15 protein-coding genes are annotated in these 14,662 nt (G+C 34.3%); 7 read left to right on the top strand and 8 right to left on the bottom strand.

Features of this window, described 5'->3' with window-relative positions; genetic code table 11:
• Positions 1-12 precede the first annotated feature (12 nt).
• Positions 13-231, top strand: a complete 219-nt coding sequence (locus C8C84_RS13165) for a hypothetical protein (RefSeq protein WP_121314086.1) — start codon at positions 13-15, stop codon at positions 229-231.
• Entirely contained in the window at positions 218-394 is a 177-nt protein-coding gene (locus tag C8C84_RS13170) for a hypothetical protein (protein WP_199717172.1), read from the top strand. Before C8C84_RS13165 ends, C8C84_RS13170 begins: the two co-directional genes overlap by 14 nt.
• 68 nt (positions 395-462) lie before the next feature.
• On the opposite strand, the gene C8C84_RS13175 is transcribed toward C8C84_RS13170, so the two are convergent.
• Both C8C84_RS13175 and C8C84_RS13180 read right to left on the bottom strand, forming a co-directional pair.
• Entirely contained in the window at positions 463-645 is a 183-nt protein-coding gene (locus C8C84_RS13175) for a hypothetical protein (RefSeq protein ID WP_121315070.1), read from the bottom strand.
• Positions 646-665: 20 nt separating this feature from the next.
• Positions 666-1,085: a hypothetical protein gene (locus C8C84_RS13180; protein WP_121315071.1), complete on the bottom strand. Its 420-nt coding sequence runs from the start codon at positions 1,083-1,085 to the stop codon at positions 666-668.
• Between the two features lie 120 nt (positions 1,086-1,205).
• Here C8C84_RS13180 and C8C84_RS13185 point away from each other — a divergent pair, with 120 nt between their 5' ends.
• Positions 1,206-1,718, top strand: coding sequence for a hypothetical protein (locus tag C8C84_RS13185; protein WP_147406861.1), 513 nt, complete (start codon positions 1,206-1,208; stop codon positions 1,716-1,718).
• 1,124 nt (positions 1,719-2,842) lie between these two features.
• Here the strand turns inward: C8C84_RS13185 and C8C84_RS13190 are convergent.
• Positions 2,843-3,193: a VOC family protein gene (locus C8C84_RS13190; protein ID WP_121314088.1), complete on the bottom strand. Its 351-nt coding sequence runs from the start codon at positions 3,191-3,193 to the stop codon at positions 2,843-2,845.
• 60 nt (positions 3,194-3,253) lie between these two features.
• On the bottom strand, positions 3,254-3,691 hold the full coding sequence (locus tag C8C84_RS13195) for a hotdog fold thioesterase (protein WP_121314089.1): 438 nt from the start codon (positions 3,689-3,691) through the stop codon (positions 3,254-3,256).
• Positions 3,692-4,057: 366 nt separating this feature from the next.
• Here C8C84_RS13195 and C8C84_RS13200 point away from each other — a divergent pair, with 366 nt between their 5' ends.
• The 4 genes from C8C84_RS13200 to C8C84_RS13215 are packed head-to-tail and all read left to right on the top strand — an operon-like array spanning position 4,058 to position 10,254.
• Positions 4,058-4,654, top strand: coding sequence for a TetR/AcrR family transcriptional regulator (locus tag C8C84_RS13200; RefSeq protein WP_121314090.1), 597 nt, complete (start codon positions 4,058-4,060; stop codon positions 4,652-4,654).
• A 3-nt stretch (positions 4,655-4,657) separates the two neighbouring features.
• Positions 4,658-5,998, top strand: coding sequence for a TolC family protein (locus C8C84_RS13205; protein ID WP_121314091.1), 1,341 nt, complete (start codon positions 4,658-4,660; stop codon positions 5,996-5,998).
• Positions 5,999-6,003: 5 nt separating this feature from the next.
• Positions 6,004-7,071 carry an efflux RND transporter periplasmic adaptor subunit gene (locus tag C8C84_RS13210; RefSeq protein WP_121314092.1) on the top strand — a complete coding sequence of 356 codons (1,068 nt, stop codon included), beginning with the start codon at positions 6,004-6,006 and terminating at the stop codon, positions 7,069-7,071.
• Between the two features lie 9 nt (positions 7,072-7,080).
• Entirely contained in the window at positions 7,081-10,254 is a 3,174-nt protein-coding gene (locus tag C8C84_RS13215) for an efflux RND transporter permease subunit (protein WP_121314093.1), read from the top strand.
• A gap of 202 nt (positions 10,255-10,456) precedes the next feature.
• Here C8C84_RS13215 and C8C84_RS13220 read toward each other — a convergent pair whose 3' ends face one another.
• The 4 genes from C8C84_RS13220 to C8C84_RS13235 form a co-directional block, all read right to left on the bottom strand.
• Positions 10,457-11,311 carry a universal stress protein gene (locus C8C84_RS13220; protein WP_147406862.1) on the bottom strand — a complete coding sequence of 285 codons (855 nt, stop codon included), beginning with the start codon at positions 11,309-11,311 and terminating at the stop codon, positions 10,457-10,459.
• 7 nt (positions 11,312-11,318) lie between these two features.
• The gene (locus C8C84_RS13225) at positions 11,319-11,891 is read right to left on the bottom strand and encodes a porin family protein (protein WP_147406863.1); all 573 of its coding nucleotides are present in this window, start codon (positions 11,889-11,891) and stop codon (positions 11,319-11,321) included.
• A 64-nt stretch (positions 11,892-11,955) separates the two neighbouring features.
• A complete protein-coding gene (locus C8C84_RS13230; protein WP_121314096.1) occupies positions 11,956-13,503 on the bottom strand; it encodes an MFS transporter in 1,548 nt (515 codons plus the stop codon).
• A gap of 7 nt (positions 13,504-13,510) precedes the next feature.
• Positions 13,511-14,653: an HlyD family secretion protein gene (locus C8C84_RS13235; RefSeq protein ID WP_121314097.1), complete on the bottom strand. Its 1,143-nt coding sequence runs from the start codon at positions 14,651-14,653 to the stop codon at positions 13,511-13,513.
• Positions 14,654-14,662: the final 9 nt, after the last annotated feature.

The raw sequence follows: 14,662 nt of genomic DNA on the forward strand, positions 1-14,662 counted from the left end.
TCAAAATCAATTATGAAACTTGTTAAAAGAGCGCAAGCTCCCACTCCGAAATTTTTTAAAGTGCTTCGAAATGTTGGTTTGGTATTGGCAGCTGTTGGCGGAACTATCTTGGCGGCTCCAATTGCTTTGCCAGTTTTAGTAACATCAGTTGGTGGCTATTTGGTTGTTGCTGGTGGTGTCGCCTCTGCGGTAAGCCAGTTAACAACAATTCAAGACTATGCAAACAAATAGTCATACTTTAATGGGTACCGCCGGAGGGACATTTTTGAGTATTATTCCCAATATTCAATCGGCGGATGTTTTGAAAACTGTTTTATTAGCAGCTATCGGTGCGGTTGTCAGTTTTACAATTTCATTAGTACTCAAAAGTATTATTAAGAAGCACAAAAAATAGTTTAACTCTAGTTGTGGTGACCTTTGGGTTAAACAAAATGAAAGCCTAGTCGCAAGACCAGGCTTTTTTTATTGGCATTCCTCACATAAATTTAGTGTTACTTCTTCGATTACTACTTCAGTAGCATTGGAATATAGACCGTGGTATTTTGCGCAGTCTACTGCTTTGTTTCGGCTGTCAAATACTCCGAAAAAAACGCGTGAGGCTTTAGATTTCCAAACATCAGTTTGAAAGAGAATAAATAGTGTCATAGCTATTGGTTTTAGATTAGTTATTTGCAATACCTGTGCAGAATAACTCTGCGCAAGTCATTTATGAGATTCATATTTTGATGGAATTGTTTTTCCTGCAATTCTAATAACCGCAGCGCGTGCACATCTTTTTTGTGCTGTTCAAAGTCTTGAAGCATTTCGTCAGCTTTCGCTGAAAACTCTTTTATAAAATCCGCTAATCTCAAAAAAGGGATTACAGAACCGCAGAGGTTACGGTGCCAAAATTTGGATTGCCAAAGGCTGTAAGTTATCCAAAAGATATTTTCGCAGTCCTCTTCATTTTCAAAAATGACAACAAAACTGTTAGTAAATTGCTCTTTCTGGGGCTTGCCGCTATTCATCCCCTTGTTAAGTATGAATAAATGGGGTTTTGCGTAAAAGGTGTCTTTTCTGTGGGTTCTAATAATGTAATTCTTCATGGCTTCGGATTTAAAGTGATGTGGCTTCGCTAACGCTTCGCACACAAAATTTTTCAAAAGAAAAAAAGGAAAAAAAGAAAGCCAGTCGTTGAAGTGGAGGGTTTCAAAAAAGCAAGTTTTTTGAAAAAAATACTACCCGATTCGTACTATAGTACCGGTAATATTATACTGAAGACAGAAGGTGTTGTGGAAAGTTTTGGGTGGAGATTTTTTTCAAAACCCGCAGGGCTTGAACTTGCTTTTTTGAATACCCGGAACTTACCTTTGCTATCTTTTTTTTATTTTTTTATTTTTCTTTTAATCCGAGAAGTTTCAATCGAAGAAAAATCTAAAAACGGTCTTGAGATAGACATTAGTTCTTCAGAAAGGGTATTAAATTTTAAAGCAGAAAAAATATCAGATGCAAATCAATTTAAAACTCTTTTTTCTGCTTTAAAATTTAATACTCTTTCCTACCGTTTGATTTTTGAGGATGCCTTAACGAGTTTGCAGACGGAGGGTTCCATTTACAGTAAAAGTTGTTGTGCTGAAGGAAAGCATCTTCAAAAAACAATGAATTATAATACCGAGTGCGGCGTGGCAGTAGCGCGGGCAAGGGTATTATTTTTTATTTGCATATCGGGATTTTTGTGATTGCTTTTATGAATAGCCGATGCCTTGATTAGTGTTCAGTATACCGGGTTTAGTTTGCAGAAAAATAATGTTATGAAATGGCAAAGGCATTGGCTAGTTGTGAAAGCAATGTATTGGTGGTTGGTGGCAAATGAAAAATGATACTCTTGCTGGCTCTTTTGGTTTTGTGGGTATTGAAAATGGCTATAACCATAGGCAAAACAACTGCACTTATAAGCCATTTTTCAGTACTTACAAAAGCAATGCAAATACTACCGATTTAACCAGTTAGTTGCTAAAGACAGTGAACGTAAAAGTTCTTTGAAATGGAGATAACCAAATACTTCATTAGAAATGGAGAACGTTGTTTATGGCGGCGGTGAAGTGGTGGTTTTTTTAATAGCTGGGTGATGCGACGGGAGCTATTAAAAAAGTTGCCGCTGAACCGCCGACGAGAGCGTTGGGTGCGCGGCTTTTTTACATAATGTTGTTATAGTTCATCCTATGGCGTCAATAGTAGCAGGGAGTTTCTTTATGAACTATAACGCCACGTTATGTAAAGAAGCTTGGGAGAAAAAATTACCGGCGCAAGTCACGCAGTGTACGCATTATTGCATCAATAATTGTGACGGTAATTTTTTTAGGAGCGTTGGCCAGGACTGGCAAAAGAACCCTAAACGTTGTTCATTTCCTCAATGATTTGAGTTTGTTCTTTATATTAAACCTTGTCTGTTTCTCGTATTTTTTTTGAAAAATATTGTGTTTTGTATATACCTCCGTTTAAAGAAAGTATTACAATGCTTTTTTCTACGGTGATGTACATGAAGTCAGGAGAGATTTATTTCTTCAAAATTTTTTGTGTGCTTTTCCAAGTTGGAAACGTTTTTTTTCGTTTAAAATGTTTTGTTTATATAGTTTAAAGAAGGTACGACTACTTGTTCAGTACTCACAATGAATTTACATAAAGAGAGTAAACATAGCAATTAGTGAAAGATTTTATGTAAATCTTATGTTCTATGTCAATTTCTTTTATTTTTCAAAACCTGAGTCGCATCTGTTTGATTTTTTCATTTTCCTTCGATAATGACCAAATATATCCTCAAACAATGTTTCGTGTTACTTAAACATTTAACATTTATTATTCTTTAAATACTTTCTCCAAAGGTCAGCAAGTTGTTGTCAGGATCAAGTAGAGCAAATTCTTTTTGTCCCCAAGGTTTGATTTCTAAATTTCCATTTGGGTGAATACTCGTTTTATTATCAAGTAATGATTGGTAAAGTTTATCAATTTCATTTGCTCTAATATATACCTGACCATAGTTTTTCTTTGGGTCAAGTTTTTTAAATTCAAAAAAGTGAATTTCTATGTTGTCTTTCCCAACAATTAAATATTTATCATAATCTCCAAGTTCTTTAAAACTCAAATTGATTAAATAAAAGTGCTTGGTTACTGCTTTGTCACGCATTGGTAATTTTGGATTTATCTTAGTAAGCATAATAAATATTTATTAAGGTTTTAATTTATTTCTTCGTTATATTTTAATTTCAAGTCATTTTTACTTTTCTATTGAATTATCAATTGGAAAAAAATTATACACACCTTTTCCTTCTGCAATTAGTTCATTATTTTGGAAGGCCTTCATTTTCGTTACAAGTATTCTATTTCCGAATCTAACAATTTTACCTTCTACAATTATAGATGAAGCTTCTGCTCCTTTTAAATAATCTATTCTTAAATCAATTGTTACTAATTTATCTTCAAAAGATTTGAAATAAGTTCCTCCAACTATTCCTCCAACAGAATCCATTATTGTTGCAATAATTCCTCCGTGCCATCTGTTTCTTCTAAAGTCTCCGATTACTTCATCTCTAAAAGGAACACTAACCCTTACAAACCCTTTCTCGAGAACTAATAATTTTAGTCCTAAAAATCTATGAATTGGGATGTTTTGTTCAATTACTTGTTTAATAAATTCAATGTTTTTTTCTACCATTTTTTAGTTTTAACTTACGGTTAAGGTTCTCCCAATTGGCACTGCAATTTATGGAATTTTCACCATAAACTGAAACGAAGTTCTGAAAAATATCTTTCTGAAACCTAAAAAGGATCAATTCCGTTTATTAGCTTTCATCGGCTATGCGAACTTATTTATTTTTCAATTCTGTCAAATTTCATTTTTATTACCCACTAGAATTCTGTAATCGTTTGCTGAGCGTGAAACTTCATACTTATTATCAGCATGATTAGATAGATTTTGTTGGCTACTTTTTCTTCAATGTTAAATTTACGTTAATAAATAGAAACTAATTTAGTATTACTAGTTTCCGCGTTAACTTTGCGCTATAATTTTAACACTATCATGAAAGATAAGATCATCAAAAAAGCGACAGACATGTTTTTGAAGCTGGGTTTCAAGAGCGTTACTATGGATGATATTGCCTCTGAAATGTGTATTTCAAAGAAAACAATTTACAAATACTTCAGCAATAAAGAAAAATTGATTGAAGAAGGCACTGAAGTGGTTCATCAAAAAATTCACTTATTAATGGATAATATAGTGGCTCAAAACCATAATGCGATTGTTGAGAATTTTCAAATCAGAGAAATGTTCAAGCAAATGTTTCAGTCTTTTGATCAATCTCCAGCTTATCAACTCAAAAAACATTATCCTGAAATTTATGAAAAAACGATAGCTAATGAAATGGAAGATTTTAATCAAATATTACGTCTAAACATCGTAAAAGGCATTAATGAGGGTTTATACCGAGAAAATTTAGACATCGAAAATTATATAAAATTTTATTACACTTTAATATTCAACATTAACGAAAATACCATGTTAGAAAAAGACGCACACGAATTAGAAGTGAAAGCTTTGGAATATCATATTAGAGCCATGGCTACATTAGCAGGAATTATTGAATTAGAAAAACACCTTAAAAACCCAATTATATAAACGATGAAGAAAACAATTCTCATAACATTATTAACTTTTACGTTATCTGTAAGTGCGCAAGAAGGAGCACAGCTAACATTAAAAGATGCTATCACCTTTGCACTTGAAAACAAAGCTGATGCGAAAAAGGCTAAATTAGAAGTTGAAAATAGCGAGTATAAAATTCAAGAAGTACGTTCTAAAGCGTTACCGCAAATTTCGGCTAATGGAAGCATGACATACAATCCTATTCTTCAACTAAATGCTTTACCAGGCGATTTTTTTGGAGCACCAGGAACTACAATTTTAGCACCACTTGGACAAGAATGGAACTCAATTGCTGGCGTTTCTTTGAATCAAGCTTTGTTTGACCAATCTGTTTTTACGGGTTTAAAAGCAGCTAAGTCTACAAGAGAATTTTATCAAATTAACGCACAGTTAACCGAAGAACAAGTTATCGAACGTGTTGCAAATGCGTATTATCAAGTGTATGTTCAGCAACAAAAACTAATTGTGGTTGATAATAACTTGAAAAATACCAACAAAGTTAAAGATATTATTAAAGGTCAATTTGACAATGGTTTGGCAAAAAAAATTGATTTTGACAGAATTACCGTTCGTGTAAACAATATCAATTCGCAACGTCAACAAATTTTAAATGCAATTACACTACAAGAAAATGCGTTGAAGTTTTATATGGGAATGCCAATTGAAAACAAAATCATTATTCCTAATACTGCTTTTGAAGTAACACCACAAGATTTATCTGCAACAGCTGATGTAACTGGAAGAACCGAATATTTGTTACTTAAAAAACGAGAACAATTATTAACATACCAAAAAAAGGCAGTACAAGCAGCATATTATCCAACTCTTACTTTAAGTGGAAATTATAATTATATTGGTCAAGGTCCAGAAATGCCATTGTTTGCAAAACCTGTAGATGGTGTTTATTGGTCAGACTTTGCCTCTATTGGATTAAGTTTAAGAGTTCCATTATTTACAGGATTTGGAACAAGATCAAAAGTAAGACAAGCTGAGAATGCTTTAAAATCAGTAAAAGTTGATTTAGACGAAACCAAATTAGCTTTGGATTTGGCTTTTGATAATGCAAAAAAACAACTTGAAAACAGTTTGATAACCATTAATAATCAAAAAGAAAACGCACAACTTGCGCAAGAAGTTTTTAATAATACCAATAACAATTATACGCAAGGATTAGCTACATTAACCGATTTATTAGATGCAGAAAATGCATTAGTAGAAGCACAAAATAATTATACAACAGCCATATTAGAATATAAATTAGCAGAAATTCAATTCATAAAATCAAAAGGAGAACTTAAAACACTAACCAATAAATAATCAAAATGAAAAAAATTATAATCACAATAGTAGTAATTTTAGGAGCATTAGCCTTAATAGCTGTTGTTTTATCAAATAATAAAAAAGAAAACGAAGCTAAAACAGCTATTGTTGCCGAAAAAAACGCTTCAGTTTCAGTAAAAGTTGATACCGTAAAAACAGAAGAAGTTTCATTAGATTTCGTTTCAAACGGTAACTTTAAACCAATTCAAGAATTAATTTTCAAAGCTGAAAAATCTGGAAAAGTAACCCAAGTTTTGGTAAAAGAAGGTGATTATGTAACTGTAGGACAAACGCTTGCTATTGTGAGAAGCGATGTTATAAATGTAAATGCACAAAACGCAAATGCCGTATATCAAAACGCTGTTGCAGATTACACAAGATTTGAAAATGCATTTAAAACGGGTGGTGTAACCAAACAACAATTAGACCAAGCAAGATTGGCAATGGTAAATGCAAAAGCGAATTTAACTCAAGCTAACATTAGTGTAGGTGATACTAGAATTAAAGCACCAATTAGTGGTTTTATCAACAAAAAATTCATTGAACCAGGTTCAATATTAACAGGAATGCCATCTACCGATTTATTTGAAATTGTAAACGTTTCTAAATTAAAATTAAACGTTACGGTTAACGAAAGTCAAGTTTCAAGTCTAAAAGTAGGAAGCTTAATTAAAGTGGGTTCAAATGTGTATCCAGACAAAGAATTTACTGGAAAAATTACTTTTATTGCTCCTAAAGCAGATGCAAGTTTAAATTTTCCTGTTGAAATTGAAATTACAAACAACACTTCAAACGACTTAAAAGCAGGGATGTATGGAACCGCAAAATTCGCTTCAAACCAACAAAAACAAACCTTGAAAATCGTACCAAGAAATGCTTTTGTAGGAAGTGTTAGTAGTAACGAAATTTTTGTGATTGAAAACGGAACAGCTAAACTTAAAAAAGTAACAGCGGGTAGAATTTTAGGAGATAAAGTAGAAATATTAAACGGATTATCTGACGGAGAAATTGTAATTGTAACTGGACAAATCAACCTTCAAAACGAAAACGCTGTTGAAATTATTAAATAATAAAAATATATGAAATTAGCAGAAATATCGATAAAACGTCCGTCGTTAGTAATTGTATTGTTTACAATTCTAACACTTGGTGGATTGTTCAGTTATAGCAATTTAGGCTACGAATTGATTCCTAAATTTGAAACTAACGTAATTACAATTGCCACAATTTATCCAGGTGCATCACCAAGTGAAATTGAAAATACGGTTACTAAAAAAATTGAAGATGCTGTAGCATCTTTAGAAAACATCAAAAAGATTGATGCCAAATCTTACGAAAGTTTGTCAACAGTTTCTATCACATTAACTTCAAATGCTGATGTTAATGTTTCAATGAACGATGCGCAACGTAAAATTAACGCGATCATTAGTGATTTACCAGATGATGCTGAGACACCTTCGTTAACCAAATTTTCCTTAAGTGATTTACCAATTATGACAATTGGTGCCAACGGGAAAATGGACGAAGTTGCTTTTTACGATTTAATTGATAAAAAATTAGCTCCAATTTTATCTCGAGTTCAAGGTGTTGCTCAAGTAAACATTATTGGTGGGCAAGAGAGAGAAATTCAAGTAAATCTTGATGCTGTAAAAATGCAAGGTTACGGACTTTCAATTCCGCAAGTGCAACAAAATATTTTATCTTCTAATTTAGACTTCCCTACAGGAAACATTCAAACGCGTGAGCAAAAAATATTAATACGTTTAGCTGGAAAATATAAAAATGTTGAAGAACTAAGAAATCTAATTGTATCTTCTAAAAACGGAATTCAAGTTCGCTTAGGTGATATTGCAGATGTTCAAGATACCCAAAAAATTGCTGAAAAAGTTGCTCGAGTAGATCAAAAAAGTGCAATAATTTTACAAATTATAAAACAATCGGATGCGAATGCTGTTGCTGTAAGTGAAGAATTAGTTAAAACAATTGCAAAGCTTGAAACTGAATACACAGCAAATGGTTTAGAACTCGAAATTGCAAAAGATAGTACCATTTTTACACTTGAAGCAGCAGACGCAGTAGTGCACGATTTGTTAATTGCAGTGCTTTTAGTTGCTTTAGTAATGTTATTTTTCTTACATAGTATCAGAAACTCATTAATTGTAATGGTCTCTATTCCTGCTTCATTAATTGCAACTTTTATTGGGATATATTTAATGGGTTACACCTTAAATTTAATGAGTTTATTAGGATTGTCACTCGTAGTAGGTATTCTTGTTGACGATGCCATTGTGGTACTTGAAAATATATATAGGCACATGGAAATGGGCAAGAACAAAGCTCGGGCTGCTTATGATGGAACTGCCGAAATAGGCGGAACAGTAGTATCAATTACCTTAGTGATTGTTGTGGTTTTTTTACCAATTGCTATGAGTACTGGCTTGGTTTCTAACATTATTACGCAATTCTGTGTAACTGTTATAATTGCAACAATGTTGTCATTACTTGCATCATTTACCATTATTCCTTGGCTATCATCAAGATACGCAAAATTAGAACACATTGAAGGGAAAAACTTTTTTGGAAGAATTATTCTTGGATTTGAAAGTTATTTAACTCGATTTACAAATTGGGTTACTGAATTGTTAACGTGGTGCTTAGATCATTACATCAAAACGATTTTGGTCGTTTTAGTATTATTCTTTGGATCAACCATAGGATTAATGGGTGGTGGATTTATTGGTGGTGAATTCTTCGCAGCATCTGATAGTGGTGAATTTTTAGTTCAAATTGAAATGCCTAAAGACGCTTCACTAGAACAAACCAATTTCATGACACAAAAAGCAGAAGCTTTCTTAAAAAAAGAAGCATACGTTCACAGTCAAATTACAACTATTGGTCAAACCAGTGAAGGTCTTGGAGCTTCTCAAGCAACAGCCTATAAATCTGAGATTAATGTAAAAATGGTTGGTTTAGATAAACGTGATGAACCTGCAAACGTGTATGCGGCAAAAACAAAACGTAAATTAGAAAAAATATTAGTTGGAGCAAAAGTTAAAACAGTTCCAGTAGGTATTTTAGGAACTGCACAAGATGCAACTTTAGGTTTAATTGTAACAGGACCAAATGTAGAAACGGCTATGGCATTTGCAAAAGCAGCTGAAAAAGAATTACGCACTATTCCAGGAGCTACAGAAATCGAATTATCAGTAGAAGACGGAAATCCAGAAGTGAATGTTCAGGTGGATAGAGATAAAATGGCAGCTCTTGGATTAAGTTTACAAACGATAGGTATGACTATGCAAACTGCATTTAGTGGAAATACCGATGGAAAATTTAGAGCTGGTGAATACGAATATGACATCAATATTAAATATAATGCGTTCGATAGAAAAAGTATTGCAGATGTAAGTAACTTAATTTTCATTAATGATAGAGGCGAACAAATTAAATTAACACAATTTGCTACAGTAACAGAAAGTTCTGGTCCAAGTGAATTAGAACGAAGAGACAAATCAGCATCCGTAACTGTAAAAGGTCAAAATGTGGGAGTTGCTTCGGGAACTATTGTTTCGCAATGGCAAGAAAAAATTGATAAATTAGAAAAACCAACCGGTGTAGATTACATTTGGGGTGGTGATATGGAAAACCAAAGTGAAGGTTTCGGAACACTTGGAATTGCTTTATTAGCTGCTATTATCTTGGTTTACCTTGTAATGGTTTCGTTATACGACAGTTTTGTGCATCCATTTGTAGTATTGTTTGCGATTCCGCTTTCGTTTATTGGAGCCATGTTAGCTTTAGCTTTAACAAACAATACATTGAATATTTTCACCATTTTAGGTATCATCATGCTAATTGGTCTGGTGTGTAAAAATGCGATTATGTTGGTGGACTACACGAACCAAAGACGTAAAGCTGGAGAAAGTATTAGAACGGCATTAATTCAGGCCAATCACGCGAGGTTGCGTCCAATCTTAATGACGACCATTGCCATGGTCTTTGGTATGTTTCCAATTGCATTGGCTTCTGGAGCTGGAGCAGAATGGAAAAACGGTTTGGCTTGGGTGATCATTGGTGGATTGATTTCCTCTTTATTCTTAACTTTAATTGTGGTTCCTGTAATCTACGAAATCATGGAGAAAATAATCGCCAAATTCTCCAAAGGTGAGAAAACTGATTATGAGGCTGAAATGGTAGCCGATTATGAGCATACAGAATTGAGCGACGGGTTTAATCCCAAGCATACCACTTAATTCAATGTAAAAGGGAACCCAATTGGGTTCCCTTTTTATTTGATTGGAATTAGGGACAGGAGGTTTTTGTCGTGCCTCGTGTTGTTTCATAGGTTGGCTTAAAGGACGTAATTCGGGTTCCTAATTTTAGTTTTCCAGATAAATGTTATCCATAAGGCAGCATTTTTGAAGAAACCTAAAAATCCCTTATTTTATATTGTTACTAACTTTTGTTATTATAAATAAGCAAAGCTGTTTTTGAATTTTGCAGCAAACGATTGCTATGATTCAATTTGAACAATCTTTGCAAATATGGTAGATTACGATGTATTATACAGAGAATATCCGTTCCATTATGCGCTATATAGTTTTCTAAACCCTTTTCAACATCGGTATCGACGACAGTATCAACGATGAGATTGTCATTCCCAATATTTTCAAGCCAAATTCTTTTTTTATTTTCTGCTTGTGCAGCCATCTTCTCAGATTCAACTACGTGTACGCAATTAAATCTGTAATTATATTTCAGTGAGTTCTCCAGCAATTGTAGAATAATGGAATGCTCGTTTGTGTTCAACATAACTGCAATTGTGACCTTATTCATGGCAACAAATACTGCTTTTTCGGGAACTGCTAAAAACGGAATGTCAATATGATTGATGAGTTTGCTTGTATTGGAACCAAATAATTTCTTGTCAATGGTATTAGCCCCTGAAGTTCCCATTACCACTATATCTATTGCCTTTTCGTAAATATAATCTGTAATTGTATCAAGAAATATTCCTTTCTCAAAATGAAACTCTACTTGAATTTTTAATTTATTATTATCCTGGGCTATTTTTTCAAGTTTCCTCGCTTCAGCCTTAAACCTTCCCCATTCTTCATCTTCCAAAGTGTCGTTAAAAATTTTTGCTAACGGATGCACATTTTTCAATTCTTCGGGGTCTTTAGTTTCCACAATAGGGACAATGTGAAGTATGTGTACCTCAGCATTCATTTTTTCGGCAAGCGACAACGCATAAATAAAGGCATTCTTTGCTACGTCCGAAAAATCCGTTAGAAATAATATCTTTTTCATTTTAAATTTATAAGTGATGCTTTTTTTCAAAACTTACTAATTTAGTAAGCCCTAACCCAACCACAAAAGTATCGTAGGCGTCATTTTTCACTTCATACGTTGCAGAAAGGCCAAGTTCCCAGTCGTGGGGAATTTCTACCATATATTCTGCCCCAACAAGAAACATAGAAAAATCCTTCTCCTCACTGAACTCCTTACCATATCCTGCCAGCAATCCCAAGGAATGTAAAGGGTTATAGGTAACTACCGCATTTACAGATAATGGATATTCTCTTTCAATAAAATTATTTTCCAGTTCTCCGTTCTTTTCTTCAATGATAAAACTTTCAAAAATCATATCCGAATGCACCCCTAAAGCAAATTTATTGGAAATCCAGTAATTTACGTTCAATCCGAGAGCAGCTGCAGAACTGATTTCATTTTTTTTCGTATCGATATTGTGTTTGATGAAGGCATCCCCCATTATAGCAGATATCCCTATTTTCCCTTTTAAGGAAGCATGTTCTTCCAATTTTTCTTGCGCTCTGCAATTATGGATGCTTATCGCCGATATAAGTAAAAGGCCTACTATTGGTCTCATCGTCATCTTGATTTATTTAATACCTAATTCTTGTAATCTTAATAAAAATAATTCTGATATTCTGTTATGAAAACTTATAACCCCGTAACCTATTCCCCCTTATTACCTTTCTTAAAAACACTATCCTCCGGTTATTGAATTGTCCGTAATGATGGGTTAATACAAAAATCAATATTGGTATAATGAGCCAACACAAATATCCCAACACAATCTTGGAAGAAGCCATCATGGCATTGACTTGTGTTGTTTGGTACATACTCATGCCGTCGCTGAAATCTCCTGTATCCAAATAGACAGAAATATCACTCAGGCTTTGCCATTGTCCCTGATAAGCTGCCCAACTAATAATTGCTCCTGCAAACGCTGTTGCTATAAAAGTCCGCACCAACAACATGATGCCTATAAGGCTAAGCATATCGTCTATTTGTAAGTTTAAGGTAGCATAATACCAGATCCCAATGAAAAGAATTCCTAATCCTAAACCTTTTATAAACATTGGAAAATAGAGATACTCTATATTCATTTGCGGTTGGATCATCAAATACAACATCAGAGTATGAAGAAAAAAAGCCATAAAGCCCAAAATAATATAGTATTTTACATTCCATTTATTTTTAAAACCATGAAAGGCAAGAAACCCTGCTATAACAATTCCGGGAATCATCCATAGGTTCAGCTTTGCATTAATAAGATTGTTATACCCTAAAACACCCACTGTGTATTGGACAAAAATACTGCTGCTTGCCAAATATGCGCCTAGAAACAAAAGTAATATCATCCCATGCCATACATTTACTTTTTGAACAATCAGTTCAAATTTGATGAGTTTGCGTTTTAGAAATTTTTGCCTGTAAATAAGGGCCGCCAAAAGTATTACGCTTATCAAAAAGGAACCTGTAATAAAGGGTGAACTGAACCAACCTTGCTGTCGCATAAAGGTAAGCCCTGCATTCAGGCACATTGCGGAAACGGAAAATAAAACCAAAGACAGCCAGTCAATCTGATACAAAGGCTTTTTAAAGCCAAAGCGTTGGTTGTGCTGGAAAATCAACGACAGGGAAGCAATAACTAACATCATTATCGACATATAGAAGTAAGGTGCCTGCCAACTGCTGTTGAAGATTAAATCAGCCATAAGGTAAGAGGAGAGTTGCCCGATGCCAATCGTTATAGGGTAAAATATAGAGTAGAATCTCCCTCTTTCTCCTGTTGGTGATAGGATGAACATAACTGGCAACATCATTTCTATCATGGCAAACATTTTAAGCAAGCCAATAAAAAAACTTCCTCCAATGACCATCAATATATTGTCTGTTGTTCCTATCAAATAAGAAATACCAGCAACGACAACAGTGCAAAAAACAATTATTTCTTTGGAGCGAAAACGCATTTTGACACGCATCACGATAGTACCGGCAACAGCCATTCCGATAGTTGTGGCATTATTTGCCATAGAAATATATTCCGAATAGGTTGCCAATGCTCCAGAAATATCAGATATATTGCTGGTATAAATGCCATTTAACGCTAACAGCGGTAACAGAAAAATAATAATCAGCAGCAGCATAATCGGTTTGGGAACCCAAGTGGCAAACGGTCCTTTATTGTACATAACGCTGCTATTTTAAGGTAACTTCTACGTTCATGCCTGCGCGCAGCAATTTCAGATCTTCAGGATTGTTGTTTTTGGTAAACTCAATCCGCACTGGGATACGCTGCTGCACTTTTACAAAGTTTCCTGTCGAATTATCAACCGGAACAGCCGAATATCTGGCTCCTGTAGCTCCGGAAATAGCCGTTATTTTTCCTTCAAATTCTTTTCCGCCCAATGCATCAACCCTAATTTTTGCAAAACCACCGATGGCAACTTTTTCCATTTGTTTTTCACGGTAGTTGGCTGAAATCCAAATGTTGTTAATGTCAACAATTGTAGCCACCTGCTGGCTTATATTTAACAACTGGCCTACATTTACGGTTCTTCTTCCCATAATTCCATCGTGTGGGGCGGTAATTACCGTATAGGAAAGATTGAGTTTTGCCATTTGAAGTGCATTTTCGGCACGTTTTATTTCCGCATCATTCATTCCCAAACGAGATTGCACTTCATTAACTGTCAACACACTTGTTTCTTTTGTATTTGTAATTGCTTGATATTGAGAAATTATGACTCCCAATTGAGCTTTGCTGGCATCATATTCGGTTTTTATTTGGTCAAACTGCTGGCGTGTAACGGCTTCGTCTGCCAATAAATTTTTGTAGCGGTTGTAATTTTGTTCAGCATTCCACAATCTTGCTTTGGCAGAATTGATGTTTGCTTGTGCCGCTTCAATATTTGCTTGTGCGGTATTGATATTGTTTGAAGCGGTTTTAACAGAATTTGAAGTTACATTTTTGGATGCCAATGCAGCCATATAAGCCGCTTCTGCCTGTCCTAACTGGGTTTGTATTTCCCTGTCGTCTAAAATGACGAGTGTATCTCCCTTTTTTACGTATTGGTGTTCTACAAACCGTATTTCTTTAATATAAGCCGAAACACGAGTATTTATAGGATTGATGAATGATTCTACTTGTGCCGCATTGGTGTATCGATCATTTCCTATGTTTAAGTAAGAGGTTATGACCCAATACAACCCTACCAACACAAACACCAATATAGTCATACTAATGATTTTTCCAGTATTTTTCTTCTTAACAGGCGGTTTTGGCTTTGGAGTAGTTTCTTTTGAAACTGTTTCTTGAACTTTATCTTGATTTTGTGACATATCTTTTAT

Origin of the sequence: Flavobacterium sp. 102 (assembly GCF_003634615.1) — a bacterium.
In the GTDB taxonomy this organism is placed as follows: Bacteria; Bacteroidota; Bacteroidia; order Flavobacteriales; family Flavobacteriaceae; genus Flavobacterium.